Source organism: Streptomyces carpinensis, from assembly GCF_002154505.1.
Lineage (GTDB): Bacteria > Actinomycetota > Actinomycetes > Streptomycetales > Streptomycetaceae > Streptomyces > Streptomyces carpinensis.
Genome location: NZ_MUBM01000018.1, coordinates 1 through 16,308 on the forward strand (window position 1 = coordinate 1; position 16,308 = coordinate 16,308).

Annotated in this window: 14 protein-coding genes, 1 tRNA gene and 3 pseudogenes; 9 read left to right on the forward strand and 9 right to left on the reverse strand. The window is 68.9% G+C overall.

Features of this window, described 5'->3' with window-relative positions:
* Positions 1–12: 12 nt before the first annotated feature.
* Positions 13–162: pseudogene (locus BZY54_RS54980) on the reverse strand (ABATE domain-containing protein); the annotation flags it as partial.
* Positions 163–264: 102 nt separating this feature from the next.
* On the opposite strand from BZY54_RS54980, the gene BZY54_RS03550 reads away from it, so the two are divergent.
* Positions 265–1,437, forward strand: coding sequence for an epoxide hydrolase family protein (locus BZY54_RS03550; RefSeq protein WP_086723053.1), 1,173 nt, complete (start codon positions 265–267; stop codon positions 1,435–1,437).
* A gap of 477 nt (positions 1,438–1,914) precedes the next feature.
* Here BZY54_RS03550 and BZY54_RS03555 read toward each other — a convergent pair whose 3' ends face one another.
* The gene (locus tag BZY54_RS03555; protein WP_244216939.1) at positions 1,915–2,985 is read right to left on the reverse strand and encodes a PP2C family protein-serine/threonine phosphatase; all 1,071 of its coding nucleotides are present in this window, start codon (positions 2,983–2,985) and stop codon (positions 1,915–1,917) included.
* Positions 2,986–3,401: 416 nt separating this feature from the next.
* On the opposite strand from BZY54_RS03555, the gene BZY54_RS03560 reads away from it, so the two are divergent.
* A complete protein-coding gene (locus BZY54_RS03560; RefSeq protein ID WP_086723055.1) occupies positions 3,402–3,584 on the forward strand; it encodes a hypothetical protein in 183 nt (60 codons plus the stop codon).
* Positions 3,585–3,935: 351 nt separating this feature from the next.
* Positions 3,936–4,376: a VOC family protein gene (locus BZY54_RS03565; RefSeq protein WP_086723057.1), complete on the forward strand. Its 441-nt coding sequence runs from the start codon at positions 3,936–3,938 to the stop codon at positions 4,374–4,376.
* Between the two features lie 608 nt (positions 4,377–4,984).
* Here BZY54_RS03565 and BZY54_RS03570 read toward each other — a convergent pair.
* A complete protein-coding gene (locus BZY54_RS03570; protein WP_086723059.1) occupies positions 4,985–5,248 on the reverse strand; it encodes a hypothetical protein in 264 nt (87 codons plus the stop codon).
* Positions 5,249–5,484: 236 nt separating this feature from the next.
* On the opposite strand from BZY54_RS03570, the gene BZY54_RS50745 reads away from it, so the two are divergent.
* A tRNA-Ser gene (locus BZY54_RS50745) sits at positions 5,485–5,553 on the forward strand.
* A gap of 303 nt (positions 5,554–5,856) precedes the next feature.
* Here the strand turns inward: BZY54_RS50745 and BZY54_RS03575 are convergent.
* Positions 5,857–7,081: pseudogene (locus BZY54_RS03575) on the reverse strand (RNA-guided endonuclease InsQ/TnpB family protein).
* A gap of 24 nt (positions 7,082–7,105) precedes the next feature.
* Here BZY54_RS03575 and tnpA point away from each other — a divergent pair.
* The gene (gene tnpA, locus BZY54_RS03580) at positions 7,106–7,522 is read left to right on the forward strand and encodes an IS200/IS605 family transposase (protein WP_086723061.1); all 417 of its coding nucleotides are present in this window, start codon (positions 7,106–7,108) and stop codon (positions 7,520–7,522) included.
* 149 nt (positions 7,523–7,671) lie between these two features.
* Here the strand turns inward: tnpA and BZY54_RS03585 are convergent, their stop codons facing one another.
* Positions 7,672–8,451: an SDR family NAD(P)-dependent oxidoreductase gene (locus BZY54_RS03585; RefSeq protein ID WP_086723063.1), complete on the reverse strand. Its 780-nt coding sequence runs from the start codon at positions 8,449–8,451 to the stop codon at positions 7,672–7,674.
* 19 nt (positions 8,452–8,470) lie between these two features.
* Positions 8,471–10,621: a transposase gene (locus tag BZY54_RS03590; protein WP_208640537.1), complete on the reverse strand. Its 2,151-nt coding sequence runs from the start codon at positions 10,619–10,621 to the stop codon at positions 8,471–8,473.
* 307 nt (positions 10,622–10,928) lie between these two features.
* Here BZY54_RS03590 and BZY54_RS03595 point away from each other — a divergent pair, with 307 nt between their 5' ends.
* The gene (locus BZY54_RS03595) at positions 10,929–11,156 is read left to right on the forward strand and encodes a helix-turn-helix domain-containing protein (protein ID WP_086723064.1); all 228 of its coding nucleotides are present in this window, start codon (positions 10,929–10,931) and stop codon (positions 11,154–11,156) included.
* 121 nt (positions 11,157–11,277) lie between these two features.
* On the opposite strand, the gene BZY54_RS03600 is transcribed toward BZY54_RS03595, so the two are convergent.
* Both BZY54_RS03600 and BZY54_RS03605 read right to left on the reverse strand, forming a co-directional pair.
* Positions 11,278–12,180 (reverse strand): universal stress protein, encoded by a 903-nt coding sequence (locus BZY54_RS03600; RefSeq protein ID WP_086723066.1) that lies wholly within the window; start codon positions 12,178–12,180, stop codon positions 11,278–11,280.
* Positions 12,181–12,524: 344 nt separating this feature from the next.
* A complete protein-coding gene (locus tag BZY54_RS03605; RefSeq protein WP_086723068.1) occupies positions 12,525–13,136 on the reverse strand; it encodes a DUF998 domain-containing protein in 612 nt (203 codons plus the stop codon).
* A 221-nt stretch (positions 13,137–13,357) separates the two neighbouring features.
* Between BZY54_RS03605 and BZY54_RS03610 the strand changes: the two genes are divergently transcribed.
* Positions 13,358–14,212, forward strand: a complete 855-nt coding sequence (locus BZY54_RS03610) for an alpha/beta fold hydrolase (protein ID WP_086723069.1) — start codon at positions 13,358–13,360, stop codon at positions 14,210–14,212.
* Between the two features lie 278 nt (positions 14,213–14,490).
* Here BZY54_RS03610 and BZY54_RS03615 read toward each other — a convergent pair whose 3' ends face one another.
* Positions 14,491–14,997, reverse strand: coding sequence for a winged helix-turn-helix transcriptional regulator (locus tag BZY54_RS03615; RefSeq protein WP_086723074.1), 507 nt, complete (start codon positions 14,995–14,997; stop codon positions 14,491–14,493).
* Between the two features lie 113 nt (positions 14,998–15,110).
* On the opposite strand from BZY54_RS03615, the gene BZY54_RS03620 reads away from it, so the two are divergent.
* Both BZY54_RS03620 and BZY54_RS03625 read left to right on the forward strand, forming a co-directional pair.
* Entirely contained in the window at positions 15,111–15,800 is a 690-nt protein-coding gene (locus BZY54_RS03620; protein WP_086723071.1) for an SDR family oxidoreductase, read from the forward strand.
* Between the two features lie 133 nt (positions 15,801–15,933).
* Positions 15,934–16,263 (forward strand): annotated as a pseudogene (locus BZY54_RS03625) (zinc ribbon domain-containing protein); the annotation flags it as partial.
* Positions 16,264–16,308: the final 45 nt, after the last annotated feature.

Here is a 16,308-nt window from a genome sequence, read left to right on the forward strand (position 1 = left end):
GATCTACAGCTGGAGTACTAGGCCGTTCACTGCCAGCCAGTCGACGAGTCGCTGCGGCGTGGGAATGCGCTCCACAGCGTCGCCACGACGCTCCGTCAGGGTCGCCGTGAAGCTGGTCGCTAGCACGTTGCCGAGGCGAAAGTCAGGGAACCCAGCATGCATGGAACCACCTTAGCTGGTTGCTCGCCGGGATGGAGGCATGCTAGAACCGCCTTAGACGGTTCGCTAAGGCCGTAGCCGGTTCCGCGATGGCCAGGAGGTCTCATGCCCCGTCCAACCAGCGACGTGCAAGCATTTGAAGCCCACGCAACTGACGCTGACCTCGACGATCTGCGCGCGCGACTGGCCGCGGCGCGGCTACCGGAGGCCGAGACGGTCTATCGCGCCGCGCCCGACCCTCGCCGATGGGAACAGGGCGTTCCTCTCGCCGACCTCATCGATGTCGTGAACTACTGGCGCACCGGGTACAACTGGCGGTCGTTCGAAGAACGCATTAACCGGATCGGCCAGTTCCGCACGACCATTGATGATCTGGGAATCCACTTCCTGCACCGCCGATCCGCGCGCACAGATGCCACTCCTCTGATCTTGACGCACGGCTGGCCAGGCAGCATTGCTGAGTTCATCGATGTAGTAGACGAGCTGGCAGATCCGAAAGATGCTGACGCGCCAGCGTTCCACGTCGTGGTTCCGTCGCTACCAGGCTTTGGTTACAGCGACAAGCCGGCCACCACCGGATGGGGAACCGAAAAGATCGCGGCCGCCTGGGTGGAACTGATGGGAAGGCTCGGCTACAGCAAGTTCGTAGCCCACGGCGGCGACTGGGGAGGTAATATCACCACGGTTCTCGCCGGCAGGTTCCCGGCGCACGTTCTCGGCATCCACACATTGTTCGCGGAGGCGCCTCCCGGGTTGACAACGGACGGGCTGACAGAGGTCGAGCGCAAGTGGACCGAGGAAACTCGCGATTTCTGGGGCCACCGCGCGGCGTACGCGAAGCAGCAGGCGACCCGACCGCAGACCATCGGCTACTCGCTCGTCGACTCACCGGTCGGGCTTCTTGCCTGGATCCTTGACAAGTTCGCCGAGTGGTCAGACACCGAAGATAGCCCGTTCGAGACGATTTCCAGAGACAGGATTCTTGACGACGTCACCCTGTATTGGCTGACGCGGACCGGCGCATCGGCGGCCCGCATTTACTACGAAAGCCACAACTCGCTGGACCCGGAACTTCGGGTCGACATCCCGTCAGCAATCAGTATGTATCCCCGCGACATCGAGAAGTGTCCGCGCCCCTGGGCACAGGAGCGGTACCGACAGATCGTCCGATGGAGGTCGCCCGAAAGCGGGGGACATTTCCCATCGCTGGAGGTTCCCGAGTACTTCGTCAAGGACCTGCAAGAAGGCCTCGCCGCAGTGCTGGCCGCTAATCGGTGAACGCGGCTGGGTGCCGGCACTCGATCACCGCCTGATCCGGCTCAAGGTGGTGTCCGACGTGTGGCATGCGGGCCCGCCCGGTCCGGTACGGGTACGCCACAGCCGGACGGACAGCACTGCAGCCGGCCGGCGCGGCACGGTGGTTCCGGGCCGGGTGCCGCGCGGCCAGGGCCTCGCAGGCGCGGCGCCAGTCGGCTGAGAGCTGCGCCAGACATGAGGAAAGGCCGCGTACTCCATGCCCACCATTGGGCTGTGAGTTTGTTTTTCTGGCCACGTCCGGATGGCGGGCCTCGCCCCTCCCGGTGGCCGGTGTCCTGTGCCATCGGCCGAAGTCCGGGTGCACTGGCCAGATACCCGGACTCGGCGCTGACCATCAGCTCCACCGTGGTGCCGGTGCGTCACCGGTCCCCCATCACCCCGCGTGCCGGCCCATCGGAACGAGGGCAGGCGCGGAGCATGCCCCATCGCTCCGCCCCGTCAGGGGAGGCGTTGGATGGCGATGAGGGCGGCATCGTCACCGAGGGGTCCGTGGGTGTGGTTCAGCAGGTCTTCGTGGACGTACCGGACGAGGTGTTCGGGGCCGCCTGTGCCGTCCCAGGCCGCGATCCGTTTGGTGAGCGGGTAGAAGGTGCCGTTCGGGTCGGGAGCCTCTATGACGCCGTCGGTGTAGAGGAGCAGGACGTCACCGGCCTCGAAGACGAAGGTCTCGACCGCGTACTGGTCTTCCGAGGGTGCGGTGATGCCCAGCGGGATGCCGGGACTGCTCGCTTCCAGGGTGCGGACGTGGCCGTTGCGCAGCAGCAGCGGCGGGGGGTGGCCGCAGCTGATCGTCTCCACCTGACCGTGGCCGTCGTGGAAGTCCAGGAGCAGCGCGGTCACGAAGGACTCGCCCGCCTCGGGGTCATCGTCGCCGGCGGCGGCCCAGCTCCAGTGCATGGCGTTTCCCAGGTCCATCACCAGGTGCAGCAGCGACAGATTGCGATAGGCGCAGCCGTGGAAGGCACCGAGCAGCAGGGAGGTGTCCTTGACGGCGGCCAGCCCCTTGCCCCGGACGTCACCGATGATCAACCGGGTCGCGCCGTTGGCACGGGTGGCCGCGTACAGGTCGCCGCCGATCTGCGCCCCCCTCTCCGCGGCAATGTAGTCGGTGGCCATGCGCAGCGACCCACAACGCCGGGGAAGCGGTCTTATCAGGACCTCCTGTGCAGCCGCTGCGACGGAGCGTGTCTGTGCGAGCTGCCGCTCGCGCAGATCACGCACGGAGCGCAGAGCGACCACGAACCCGGAGACCACCGCAATACCGATCAACTGAATCTGGAGCCCCGGAGTGATGCCGGTGCCCTCGATGACGGGGCCGATGACTTGGCCCGCCACGGCCAGGACACCCATGAGTCCCGTAAGGCGCGGGCCGGCGAAGGACGAGGTGACGGCAGGAGCGACGATCAACAAAGGACCCAGCTGGGAGTTCTTGTCGGTCAGGACGTCCGCGATCACGATCACAACGATCAGACCGAGCGGGATCACCAGGAGTGCGTGGCTCGCCTGCACGGCCGGACGTCTTTCCCCTGCATTCCGCTTCGCACGCATGTATCCCATGCTTGCACCCGGCGCCCGACGTGGCCGCCTCTGCCGTCGACGCCGGGTCCGCCGTGGTCGGGGTCGCCGGGTGGCGGGCGCGCCGTCCGGCTGTCCGTGGCCCGCAGGCAGCCGGCCGACGCCTCGGGGGAACGTCTTGCCGATCACGCGTCAAGACGTCCCCCCGGGACTGACCGGCCGATCACGGTAAGGCGGTTCAAGGACGCGACTCCCTCGGGAACCGAATTGATCACCCTGTGGTCGGTGTGAGTGAGTGGCTCGGTCGCCGCGTCGCCGCGCGAGGAGCCGGCCGGTCCGCTGGCTCGGCCCACCGGGGGCGCGGTCTGCCCCAGGTCGCGGGACGCCGGCCGTGCCCTTAGACCGGACACATGAGCAACAGCAGCGAACGGACCTACCACCCCGGCGAGATCGTCCCCGAGTCGGGGATCTACGAGTGCGACTGCGGACAGCACCAGTGGAGCACGGACGTCAAAGGGCACCGCTTCCCGCCGATGCACGAGGGGTGCAGCGGCAGCGGCTGGAAACTGAAGGCCGCCGCCCACCCCAGCTGACCGTCCAGGGCGCGGGATGCTTCTTCGTCCGCCGGTGGAGCCGATGCCGGCCCAGGCCGGCGACAGCCTGCCCCCGCCCGGCGCACTCCCCGGCGACCCGGTGTTCCAGCCGGAACGGGACGGTTCTCCGGACTCTCCGGGGTGTCCCATCCGGGTGCCCGATAGAGGGCTTCCTCGACTGTTTGTGTCGTGTATGGCGAGTTCTCGTTCGGCGATTGGGGCACCCCAGGGCGGGGCCGGAAGCGGCCTGCGGAACTCAGCCCGTTCACGGATGTCGAGAATGGGCCGCCCGCTCCGTCCTCGGTATACCGGTGGCCGCAAAGGGCCGCGCAACGCAGAGGGAGAACCGCCATGACGCTTCAGCGGATGGACAACGTCGGCATCGTTGTCGAAGACCTGGACGCCGCCGTCGCCTTCTTCACCGAACTGGGCATGGAGGTCGAAGGCAAGGCGCAGATCGAGGGCCTCTTCGCGGATCAGGCCGTCGGACTCGACGGAGTCCGCAGCGACATCGCGATGATGCGGACCCCGGACGGCCACGGCAAGCTGGAGCTCGCGCAGTACCACACCCCCGCGGCGATCGGCGACGGACCGCACAACCCGCCGCCGAACACGCTGGGCCTGCACCGGGTCATGTTCGCCGTCGACGACATCGACGACACCATCGCCCGCCTGCGCCCCCACGGCGCCGAACTAATCGGCGAGGTAGCGCAGTACAAGGACATCTACCGCCTCTGCTACCTCCGCGGCCCCTCAGGCATCATCCTCGCCCTGGCCGAACAGATCAGCTAACGGGCCCTTCACGCGGCCCCGGGCCCGTGCCGCTGCAGTCCCGCCGAGGCAACCTCATCCAGACCCGATTCCCGATCTCGTCCGCGCGGCTACCGCCCTGCCCGACGGCCTGGTCCTCGACGGTGAGCTGGTCGTCTGGCCGGCGAACAGCTGACCTTCGAGGCCCTGCGACGCCACGCTGCCTCCAGTGGCCGGACCGCCGCCCGGCTCGCCCAGGAGATGCCCGCCCATTTCGCCGCCTCGACGTCCTGCAGGCGGACAGGCACGAGCTGCTGCAGACGCCGTACGCCCGAGAGACGCGCCCGGCTGGAGACCCTGCTCGCCGGCCGCGAGCTGACCGCCCCGTCGACGCTGGGCCCCGAAACGACCGACGTCACCCTCGTACGGGAATGGCTCACCTCCTGGACCGAGGCCCCCGGCCTCGAAGCCTCGCCATCCGCGGCAGCCGGCCGCGCTGTCTCCCCGGCGCCCGCGCACTCATCAAGATCCGCCGCCGGAACACCACAAGGCCGCGATCTACCTCGCGGGCGATGCAGGCCGGAGGACTGCCGGGCCGGCCGGCCCCGGACGCAGGCCCCGGCGGGGACCCCGCTCACCTCACCCATCGGTCAGGACGCATACCGAGTCACCTTCGTCACACGGCACTTGAGGCCGCTGGGTGCCTTCGACAGGCCCACCGCCTTCTCGTTCGCCTTCTGGCCCGCGGCCAGGTTGTTCAGCGCCGCCGTGCCCTCGCTGGAGCGGACACCGGAAGCGCCGGTGAAATCGATCGAGACGATGTGGTCACTGGCCTTCGAGCTGTGGTTCTCGACCGCCGGCTCGACCTGCGGGAAGCCGCTCAGGTCATCGGCCGAGCACTTCATGATCGCCACGCCGTCGTCGGGCTTGTGCTCCTTCGCGGGGTTGGAGTCCGTCTGGGGGAATCCGAGTCCCCTGGCAACCTTCGGACCACAGAACGCGGCGGCCTGGACCAGACGCGAACCCTCGAACCGGCCGGTAAGCCCCCGAAGGGGTCGTCTGTCGGCGTTTTGACCGACCCTTGGGCAGACGATGCCCCTCGGAAAACCACGTGCGCCCGGCGGCCCTCGCCCGCTACCGTCCTCCATGTGCAGGTGCGCAGGCAGCGGCTACTTCTCCTGTCAAGAGCGTGACGCGGGTTCGAATCCCGCCGCCGGCCTCTCGCCGGTGTCGTCCAGCGGCCCAGGATGCGTATGTCGCCGTCGCCGACCTTGACCTCTGCACCTTCGGCACGAGCCGCCCGCCACGGGGGAGTCCAGGCGGGCGGCTTCGTCGCGCTCAGCCCACCCAACCGACGGCGTGAACCTCGATGCCGTCCGCGTACGTGGTGAACCCCACCCAGCAGCGTGACCCGTGATGTCGGACGTGCCCAGCGTGGCGACGATGAGATTGCGCGGCCGGCGGGCCGTACCGCGACCGAGCCGGACGAGAGGGGACAGGGCTTGACTTCCGCTCCACCGTCCTAAAGGGCGGGGATTCCTACCACGGTCGGCTGACCGTCTCGGTGGGTTCCTGCTTCAACGCGCTGCGCCGGTACGGGTACCGGTCTTACCTGCGCTCCACGGGCTGTCACGGCCAGTCCGGCCGCCTTGGCGACGTTGACCGCCGCGTTGATGTCTCGATCGAGGACGGCCCCGCACGCGCCACACGCCCATATACGGACGTGGAGGGGCTTGGGGTCGTCCTTGACGCCACAGGCCGAGCAGACCTGAGAGGTGGGCTCGAACCGGCCGATGCGGTGGAAGGAGCGGCCGAACTTGGCGGCCTTGTACTCCAGCATCGCGACGAACGCGGACCATCCGACGTCGTGCACGGACTTGGCCAGGTTGGTGCGGGCGAGGCCCTTGACCGCCAGGTCTTCCACTGCGACCGCTTGGCTTTCGCGGATCAGCCTGGTGGAGAGCTGGTGGTGGAAATCGCGCCGCGCATCGGCCACCCGTGCGTGAGCACGGGCGACGCGAAGCCTGGCCTTCTCCCTGTTCTTCGATCCCTTCGCCTTACGGCTGAGGGTCTGCTGAGCACGCTTGAGGCGCTTTTCAGCCCGGCGCAGGAAGCGCGGACTGTCGATCTTCGTCCCGTCCGAGAGGACCGCGAAGTGCCCCAGGCCGAGGTCTATACCGACCTCGCGTGCGACCGGCACAAGGGTCTCGGGTTCGCTCTCCACGACGAACGAACAGAAGTACCTTCCGCCGGCGTCCTTGATCACGGTCACCGCGGACGGCGTGGACGGCAGCGACCGGGACCATTTCACCCGCACGTCGCCGATCTTCGGCAAGCGCAGGTCACCGCCGGTCGTGATCGACCAGCGGGCGTTCGCGGTGAATCGTACGGACTGTCGGTTGTCCTGCTTGGACTTGAACCGGGGCTCGGCGAACTTCGGCCCGTTGCGGGTGCCGTTGAGGGAGGCGAAGAAGTTGAAAGTACGCAGTGTCCAGGTCCCGAAGGGACTGCTGCAAGACGACGGCGGAGACTTCGCCGAGCCAGGACCGCTCCTCGGTCTTCTTGGCCTCGGTGATGACCTGCTTGGACAGGTCCCCGATCTTCGGGTACGGCTTCCCCTGCTCGTGGGCGTCCTTGCGGATGCGCAACGCGTCATTGAACACGACGCGGGCGCACCCGAACGCCCTGGCCAGCGCGCTGCGCTGGGGCCCGTTCGGGTACAGGCGGAAGCTGTACCTCAACTGCATATCAATCACCGTACATACTGGTTTATGCCTGAGTACGGCAACATCAGAACTGGCCGACACTGCGCGTTCGCCCTTCACGCGCACTTGGTTTTCGTGACCAAGTACCGTCACAAGGTCTTCCGTGACGTCCACCTGCGGCGCATGGAGGAGATCATGCGGGCCGTGTGTGAGGACTTCGAAACCGAGCTGGTGGAGTTCAACGGCGAGAACAACCATGTCCACCTGCTCGTGAACTTCCCGCCCAAGGTGGCGATATCCAAGCTGGTCAACTCGCTCAAGGGTGTCTCCTCTCGGCGGCTGCGGCAGGAGTTCCCCGACCTCGTACGGCACTACTGGCATGCGCAACGCTTGTGGTCCGGCTCGTACTTCGCCGGATCGGCCGGAGGCGCCCCACTGTCGATCGTTCGGCAGTACATCGAGCAGCAGAACCGGCCGAGCTGACGGCCGCCATGGGTACGCGACAACCGTGCAGATCCGTGCCCACGGCCGAGGTCAGAGCGGCCTAAAGATTCGCTTCACCCTCGGGCTGAAGCCCGAGGCACTGCGAATGATGCCGGTAGCCCTTCCCTCCCCCGCCCGCGGTGTCGGGCTCAGTGAACGGAGAGCCCGCCGTCGACGAAGATCGCCTGCCCGGTGATGTAGCCGGAAGCGCGGCCGGCCAGGAACACCGCCGCGCCGGCGAAGTCCTCGGCCAGGCCGTTGCGCCCGACCATCGTGCGCGCGGCCAGCGCCGCCACCTTCTCCGGGTCGGACGACAGCCGCGTATTGAGCGGGGTCATGACGAAGCCGGGCACCAGCGTGTTGCAGGTGACGCCGTGCGGCGACCAGGCCTCGGCCTGCGAGCGGGCCAGGGACTCCAGCGCTCCCTTGGAGACCCCGTAGGCGCCGCTCTGAACGAACGCCCGGTGCGCCTGCTGGGAGGTGACGTGGATGATCCGTCCGAAGCCCCGTTCGGCCATGCCTGGCCCGAACCGCTGGCCCAGCAGGTAGGGCGCCTCCAGGTTCACCGCCATCGTGGCATCCCAGACCTCCTCGCCCAGCTCTCCCATCGGCGGCCGCAGGTTGATCCCGGCGCTGTTGACGAGGATGTCGGGCTCGCCGAACACCTCGGCTGCCTGCTCCGCCGCTGCGCGCACCCCGTCGCGGGTGCCCAGGTCGGCGCTCACCCAGGCCGCCCGGCAGCCGTCCGACGTCAGCTCCTCGACAGCGGCGGTCAGTTCCGGCTCCCTGCGCGCCACGATCACCACGCTCGCCCCCGCTCGCGCAAGAGCTCCGGCGATGGCTCGGCCGATGCCGGAACTGCCGCCCGTCACCACGGCGACCCGGCCGTCGAGCGAGAACAGTTCGGTGAGGTAGCTCTGCGAGATCATTCCCGCACCCTAAGAGTCATCACGTAATGCTGTGATGTCCACCCGATGTCTGTACGGAGCTGGCACGCCTGGGTGGTGTGCTGTCCGTGCAGCCGGTCGCTCCGACGTGGGCCTTGTGCCGCTTGCGTGCGGGTCGGGTCTCATTCAGGGTTGGTCCGGTACCGGGTGGTGGCATTGCGTCGAGCAGAGGCCCTCGGCCGGGGTGTCCTCGGGTATGGGCTGCCGCGTGGGTGCGGCCCCGGGCGGGGCGGGCACCGCGCTGCGGTTGACTCGACAGGGCTTCTTGCAGCCCTTCATGGAACAAGATCTGTGTGTGGCGCGCCTGGGCTTGGTCCAGGCGTCCGGTGTTGGGATCGTCGGGGTCGGTGAGGCGGACGTGGGCGCAGAGGGCGCCGGAGACCGTGTCCCGGTCGCCGATGAGTCCGCACGACAGGCAGGCGTGGATGCGGTCGGCGAGGGTTTTGGTAACCGTCGCGCCGCAGAAGCAGGTCTGGGAGAGTTTGGTGGTGAAGGTGGAGGCGCGCAGCATGCGCCCGCCGGCCTTCTCGCACTCGCGGCCGATGGCCGCTATGAGCCGGCCGGGGGTGGTGGCCTGGAGGGCCTTGCCCCACCGGCGGTACCAGGTGCGGATGTCGCAGTCCTCGACGACGAGGTTCGCCCCGTGGTCGGCGGTGATGTCTGCGGCGATATGGCGGGCGCGGTGGTCTTTGGCCGCGGCGGCAGTGGCGGCGGCTTCGGCGAGCCGTGCCCGGTTCAGCTGGTAGCCGGCCGACAAGGTGTCGCGCCGGTAGGCCTGCTTCGGTATCCCGGCCTTGTTCGCCGCCCTCGCACCACGAGGCACTGCGACGGTTCGCGCAGGCAGACCTGCGGCCTGCCGTCGGTCGGCGCAGGCCTGCTGGCGTTTCGACGGCCGGTACTGGGCGGGGTTGGAGGCCCGGCGGGAACGGTCCAAGGCCCTTCTGCGACCGCGTTCCTTCCGCCGGGCTTTGGCCAGGGAGGCCAGTTCTTCGTCGGACGGCTCGATGCGGGTGGCTTCGACGCCGCCGTCGGCGGGGTCGAAGGTGGCGGGGAAGGAGACGACGGACAGGTTGGAGACGTTGCCGTCGATGCCGCCGGCCCGCTCGAGCGCGGCCGTCGCCTGGCGTCGGGCTTTCGTGGCGGGGGAGGCGTAGCCGCCGGCCAGGACCATCAGCTGGGCCTCGTACGCCCATCCGCCGGGTGCGGAGGTGTCGCGGCGGCGCACGAGGTCGATCTTGTGCCAGGTGTCGGGGTTGTTCAGGAAGTGCACAAGGCGTGGCCAGCGTCCGGATCCGGACGGCAGCCGGACGGGTAGGACGAGGTCGCCGCGGCTGGAGTCGGCGCCGCCGGTGAACACGACCGCCAGCGGCCCGGTGTGGTCCCACCAGGTCGCGGTCCGCGTCTTCGGCGTGCCCTTCGCCGTCACCTCACCCGTCGTCACACGCCCCGTGGGCCGTGCGGGCGTAGGCATCTGGTGCGGCTGCTCGAGCACCCGCACCTCGGGAGGCAGAGCGGCGGCCTGCTCCGGGGTGGTGACCGTGCGGTCGAGGGTGCGGTGCCGGTAGGCGTCCAGGTGCCCGGCCAGCGTGCCGTGCAGCCGGAACGTCTCCCATTTGCGGACGGCGGTGTGGGAGCGGGCGCGGCCGGGAATGCGGGTGTAGTCCCACCACCGGCCAACCTTCGGCCGGCCGTGCCGGCGGCCGGAAGCGTCTGCGAACAGATGCCGGCTCACCGACGTTTCGAACACCTCGTCGGCCTGGTGCATCACCAAAGCTTTGGTGACGTGGTGGGCGAGGTGTCGGGAGTTTTCCATGTGCCGGTAGGCGCGGCGTTCCATCCCATCCCTGGACAGACCCAGCTTCAGCCGCCAGGCCTGCGGGTCCGTGGCCCGGCGGACGTCACCGGCCCAGTACGCGTCGACCGCGTCGCGGGCGTCGCGCTGCAGGGCCCGTTTGACGGACCACATCGCGGAGTACAGATCTTCGGTCCGGTGCCGGGTGCCCGGGTCGTGGACGTCGAGCGGCAGGCGGATCACCGCAAGCTCGGCGTCCTTGGCCCGCCTCCAGCGTTTCTTCTTGTTCTTCCCGCGGAACCTGCGGGCATGAGGAGCAGCATCAAAGGCAGACGCAGACTCATACAGCTCGGCGCTCATCGCCGACCTCCCTCCCTTTTTCCGCTCACGACATCAGGGACCTGTCCGCAGTTTGACCGGTGCGGCAACCAACGCCAAAGCTACAAGACCCCACTGACAACGCCCTCCGCTACAGCGGAACTTCGGGCTTTATGATCGCTCTCATGCGTCTGCGTCTTGCCCGTTGCACTCGGCCGACCTCCGCGCCTGGACCGGCCTGACCGGCCCGCAGATGCAGCACATGGTTCAACAGCTGTGGGAAATCAAACCGGACACCGGCCGCGGCCGGCCCTGAGCCCTGCCATTCGCCGACCCGGTCCTCCTGGTCGTGCTCGCGTACCGCACGAACCTCACCATGCAGCAACTCGGCTCCCTGTTCGGCAGCTCCCACGCCGCCGCCCACCGCGTCCTAGCCTGCCTCGCCGAGCCGCTCGCCAAGCTCCTGGGCCCGCCCCCCACCGACCGACGTGAACTGTGGGTCGTCGACGGCACCCTCATTCCCACCTGTAGTTTTTGGCTCTTCGCGGTGCGTTTTGTGGTCGTGGACGCCCGATGAAGGGGGGCGATCTGAGTCAGTGCGGCGCCAGGCATGCTCATGCGGTCGGGGGCGTGGAATGACACCGGGCGGCTTCGGATGGCGCCGAGCGGTGCCACTCGGTGCCGCGCTTTTCGGCCTCTCAATCGTGGGGCACGACGGCCAGCGGGCAGCCGACGTGATGGACGGCGGCCTGGGTGACAGGGCCGATGCGCGCAACCGTCGGCCGCTCGGACATGCGGCGGCCGACGACGAGGACGCTCGCCGCGGAGGCGGCCCGGACCAGCGCGGTGGAGGCCTTGCCCTCCACGACGGTCTCCACGACCTCGGTCTCGGGGTACTTGTCACGCCACGCCTTCAGCACGGCGGACAGGAACTCCTGCCACTCCTCGGCCCGCCGCGGCTCGCTGACCAGACCGATGTCGCCGGGGCCGAGACCGATCGCGGAAGGCGGCTGCCAGGCGTACACGGCACGCAGCCGGGCGTGCCGCAGCCGGGCCGCCTCGAACGCGAACTCGATCACCTCGTCGCAGGCATCGGCGAGGTCGATGCCGAGCACCACCTCGCGGTAGCCGGTGCCGGTGGACGGGCTGCCGTCGCCGGCCGGGAGGTGCTCGTCGCCGGCCTCCTCCCCTGTTCGTACGAGGACGACGGGACGCAGGGCCTCGGCGACCACCCCCTGGGCGACCGAGCCGACCAGAAGTCCGGTGAAGCCGCTCAGACCGCGCGAGCCCAGCACCAGCACCGCGGCCTGCTCGGCCACCTTCAGCAAAGCCGCGGTCGCCGGGCCCTCGACCTGCTCACCGGTGAGACGCACGCCGGGTACGGCACCGCGGATGCGCTCCTCGGCCTGCCCCAAGGCGCGGCGCGCCGAATGCCGCTGCGCGGCGTTCACGGGCTCGCCCTCTTCCTGGCCGGGATGCCAGTTCCAGGCGTGCACCAGGCGCAGCGGCCGGCCACGAAGTTCCGCCTCGCGGGCGGCCCACTCCGCGGCGGCGAGGCTCTCGGCCGATCCGTCGACTCCGGCGATGACAGGCGCAAGCATGGTGCGCACCTCCTGCGCTTCGGTCTGCTCGTCACTGCCAGACTGCCAGCGTCTTCCTGTCACCACCCTGCGGGTATGGGCCGCACGGTCTCCCCCAGGCCCATTCGGCCCCCTCCCCCGGGCCTGAGGCGGGCGGCACGGCAGGAGGCGTGCGGGCGGGGTCACCGATGCGCCAGAAAGGCGGGGCGTCTTGCCCGCGCCCGTTCCTGGGAGCGGGTCCTGGCTGAAGCGGTGCGGGCTCAGCCCGGTGAAGGGGCCTGTCCAGGACGGCTCCGAGGCAAGCCCTGACCGCAGCCGCCCTCGCGAGATCTCCTCACCCTTGGTCAGGGGTCTGGGGGGAGCCGTCAGGTGTGCAGGAGGTGCACGGCGAGCAGCGTCTGCCAGGTCCAGCCGATAGTGAGTGAGATGCGCTGGATCAGTCCGCCGAAGCCGACCCAGCGTTGATGCCGGCCGAACGCAATGCCGGCCAGCGCCATCGTGGATGCGAAGAGCACCCCGCTGGCGATCGAGTAGACGGCCCACCCGGGCGAGTTGGACCATGCACATACGAAACAGGCCGCGGTGAGGGCGAGGAATCCGATGAGGGAGCACAGGTCATGCAGAGCCCCGGTGCGGGTGGGGTGCGGGAGCTGGTCGGGGGTGCCGGGAGGGTAACCGCCCACTGGATCCGTCCGGCAGGCACCTGCGCCCAGCAGGCCCACCGCCCATACGCCGATCAGCACCGCACCCCAGCGGGAAGGCCCAACACGCCAAAGGCCCACGGCGAAGATCAGCGACAGCGAGCCCGCGCAGAGGAAGTTGACGGTCTGCGCCCACCCGGTGCGGCCGAGGGCGAGCGAACTGACGGGATGGCGGAACGGTGTGTAGTCCGGCCGGCCGGCGCCTTCCAGCAGGTACGCGATGGTGAAAAGAGGGCCGGCGGCCATTCCGCAGGCAAGCAGGACTTGATTCCCCATCCTGTCAACTTAGGTTGACAGGATGGGCGTGTCAACCCAAGTTGACATGCGGGCGGGCCCTCCTGGGACTTCGACGTCCCCCTGGCACACGCCGGCCATCAACCGAAACGTCGACTCACGCGCTCAGACACCCCGGCTCGCAGCTGCGCTCCGGGAGACCATTTGCGGGTCAGCCCTTGGCCCGGACGGCATCACACGCCGGCAGGAAAGGAGAAGCGGCGATGACCGAGCGCGTCATCGAGGCGGATGGCATCGAACTGTGCACCGAGTCCTTCGGCGACCCGTCGGGTCCGCCCATCCTGCTCATCATGGGTACCGGGGCTTCGATGCTCTGGTGGGAGGAGGACTTCTGCCGGATGCTCGCCGAGGGCGGGCGCTTCGTGATCCGTTACGACCACCGCGACACCGGCCGATCGGCCACCTATGCGCCGGGCCGTCCCGGATACACCGGCGCGGACCTGGTCGGTGACGCCGCCCGTGTGCTCGACGCCTATGAGATCCCAGCCGCGCACGTCGTGGGGGTCTCGGCCGGAGGGGCACTCGCGCAACTGCTCGCGCTCGATCACGCCGGTTGTGTCCTCTCGCTCGTCCTGATCAGCACGTCTTGCGCTGTGCCCGGCGACCGCGCGCTTCCGCCGCCGACCGAGGAGTTCTCGCGGTTCGTCTCGGCCGCACACGTCGACTGGTCGGATGCCGAATCGGCGATCGAGCATCAGGTCGCCTACGCGCGCGTGCTCGCGGGGGGCCGGCGTCCGTTCGACGAGACCGCCGCCCGCGGCCTTGTCCGTCGCGACGTCGAGCGCGCGCACGATTTCACCGCGGCCCGCAACCACGACTCGCTTGCGGAAGGCGAGCTCTCACAAGGGCCCCTGTCCTCGATCGCCGTGCCCACGCTGGTGATCCACGGGACCGCCGATCCGATGTTCCCGCTCCCGCACGGTGAGGCGCTGGCGGAACAGATCCCCGGAGGAAGGCTGTTGGTCCTGGAGGACGCGGGCCACGGGGTCGAGCGCGCCGACTGGGCGACGATCATCCCCGCGATCCTCGAGCACACCGCCGCAGCCAGCACCGGCTGAAGGGTGTCGGATACGGTCCGGCGGCCATGAGCTTCGTCCGACGAACGCACGCGACCTGGCCGTGCCCGCTCCCGTCCTGCCGGTCGCGCCGGTGATCAGGGACTTCTTCGTTGTTTCGGGCACGACGGCGGCTCCTCGGGAGGCGTGTGTGCCGGCGTGGCATGCCGGTCGGCGACGGCGAGGGCGGATTCCTTCCCGCTGGATCGCGTCCCGCCGGACAAGGAGGCCGGCGCGGTCGGCCGGCGATCGTGCTCGGCGCAATCGTCCTGCCGGGTGTTTCACTCTCCGCCGGGTTCGGGGCGGTCCGGGCCGACGCGAATGAGACCCGGGCCGGCGTCGACGAACGAGTCCCCGAGCTGTACGTCGTGGCCGTCGTCGCAGCGGAGTACCGCGTGCACCGCGGCGCCGCAATCCTTGTGGCGCACGACCACGGCGGGCCCCTGTTCGTCCGCGGCCCAGGTGTCGCCCCACTGCCGCAGCGCCACGAGGACGGGCAGGAAGTCCCGGCCCTTGTCGGTCAGTTGGTAGGCGTACCGGGTCCGCTGGCCTGGCTCCTGGTAGGGGACGCGCTCCAGGAGGCCGGCGGCGGTCAGTTCCTTCAGGCGCGCCGAGGCGGCGGGTTCGCCGATGCCCACCCGCTTGGCGAAGTCGTCGAAGCGGCGTGTGCCGAAGAACGCCTCGCGCATGATCAGCAGCGCCGCCCTGGTGCCGACGATCTCCAGAGTCCGCGCGATGGAGCAGTTGGCCATGGACCAGGCGTCCCGCTCCGTCAGCAGATCACTCATCATCTCCCCTTTCCGACTGACTCGGCTGACTTGCTTCCAGCATAGTCAGGGGTTAGCGTAGCTGGCTTCAGTAAACATAAGTCAGCTACGGCATGCAGTCCGAGGGAGAAATCATGGACATAACCACCGCAACCGCCCTGGTCACCGGAGCCAACCGCGGGCTCGGCAGGGCACTCGCCCAGGAACTGACCGCACGCGGCGCCACCGTGTACGCGGCAGCCCGCCGGCCGGAGCAGATCGACCTGCCCGGTGTGAAGGCGATCCGGCTCGATGTCACCGATCCCGCATCGATCGCCGCGGCCGCCGAGGAGGCCCGCGACGTCAATGTGCTCATCAACAACGCGGGCAGCTCCACCGGGGCCGATCCGCTGACCGGCGACTTCGACGCCATCCGCCTGGAGATGGAGACCCACTACCTGGGCACCCTGCGCGTGATCCGGGCCTTCGCCCCGGTGATCGAGGCCCAGGGCGGCGGATCGATCCTCAACATCCTCTCGGTGCTGTCGTGGATCAGTTTCCCGGCCGTCGGCGCCTACGCCGCCGCCAAGTCCGCGCAGTGGAGCATGACCAACACGGTGCGCCAGCAGCTCGCACCCCGCGGCATCACCGTCTCCGGACTCCACGTCGGCTACATGGACAGCGACATGGCCCGCCATGTCACCGAGCCCAAGACCGACCCGGCGGACGTCGCCCGAGCGGCCGTGGACGGCATCGCCGCCGGCTCTCCCGAGATCCTCGCCGACGACCTCAGCCACCAGGTCCGAACCGGACTCTCCGGCGGCGTCGCCGCCCTCTACCTTTGATCTTGGCCAGTGCGCCGCCCTTCAGGGCGGTGGTGAGGGCCATCTCGGAACTGCTCTGACGCGCACGATAGGCACGGGTCCGCAGTATTCAGCTCAGCTCACGGGGCGCTGCTGTCGCTCGATGTACTGCTACCGCTCCATCGCACAAGAGGCATGGGGGCGCACGGTCACGATGCTGACCTACAAGACCGCCCGGTACGGGGGAGCTTTGCACAAGGTGCCCGCCCCGAACACCTCACGGCGCTGCTCCGCATGCGGCTTCACCGTACCCGGCAGCCGGGAAGACCAGGCCACGTTCGTTTGCAAGAACCCCGACTGCGGCTTCGAGTGCAACGCCGACTGGAACGCAGCCCGGAACATCTTGCACCTGTACCGGATCGGCCACGTCATCGTGGAGGTCCCGGCCGCCGGAAGGCGCGGTCGTAGGGCGCGTAAAACCGTCAAGCCAGTCGCCGCAAGGTAGACCGGAATCCCCTTCCTGAGCTTGCGAAGGGAGGGGAGAGCTTCA

Coding starts and splice junctions, on each gene's coding strand:
- BZY54_RS03550 (WP_086723053.1), top strand. CDS start 265: ATGCCCCGTCCAACCAGCGACGTGCAAGCATTTGAAGCCCACGCAACT.
- BZY54_RS03560 (WP_086723055.1), top strand. CDS start 3,402: ATGAGCAACAGCAGCGAACGGACCTACCACCCCGGCGAGATCGTCCCC.
- BZY54_RS03565 (WP_086723057.1), top strand. CDS start 3,936: ATGACGCTTCAGCGGATGGACAACGTCGGCATCGTTGTCGAAGACCTG.
- tnpA (WP_086723061.1), top strand. CDS start 7,106: ATGCCTGAGTACGGCAACATCAGAACTGGCCGACACTGCGCGTTCGCC.
- BZY54_RS03585 (WP_086723063.1), bottom strand. CDS start 8,451: ATGATCTCGCAGAGCTACCTCACCGAACTGTTCTCGCTCGACGGCCGG.
- BZY54_RS03590 (WP_208640537.1), bottom strand. CDS start 10,621: ATGAGCGCCGAGCTGTATGAGTCTGCGTCTGCCTTTGATGCTGCTCCT.
- BZY54_RS03600 (WP_086723066.1), bottom strand. CDS start 12,180: ATGCTTGCGCCTGTCATCGCCGGAGTCGACGGATCGGCCGAGAGCCTC.
- BZY54_RS03605 (WP_086723068.1), bottom strand. CDS start 13,136: ATGGGGAATCAAGTCCTGCTTGCCTGCGGAATGGCCGCCGGCCCTCTT.
- BZY54_RS03610 (WP_086723069.1), top strand. CDS start 13,358: ATGACCGAGCGCGTCATCGAGGCGGATGGCATCGAACTGTGCACCGAG.
- BZY54_RS03615 (WP_086723074.1), bottom strand. CDS start 14,997: ATGAGTGATCTGCTGACGGAGCGGGACGCCTGGTCCATGGCCAACTGC.
- BZY54_RS03620 (WP_086723071.1), top strand. CDS start 15,111: ATGGACATAACCACCGCAACCGCCCTGGTCACCGGAGCCAACCGCGGG.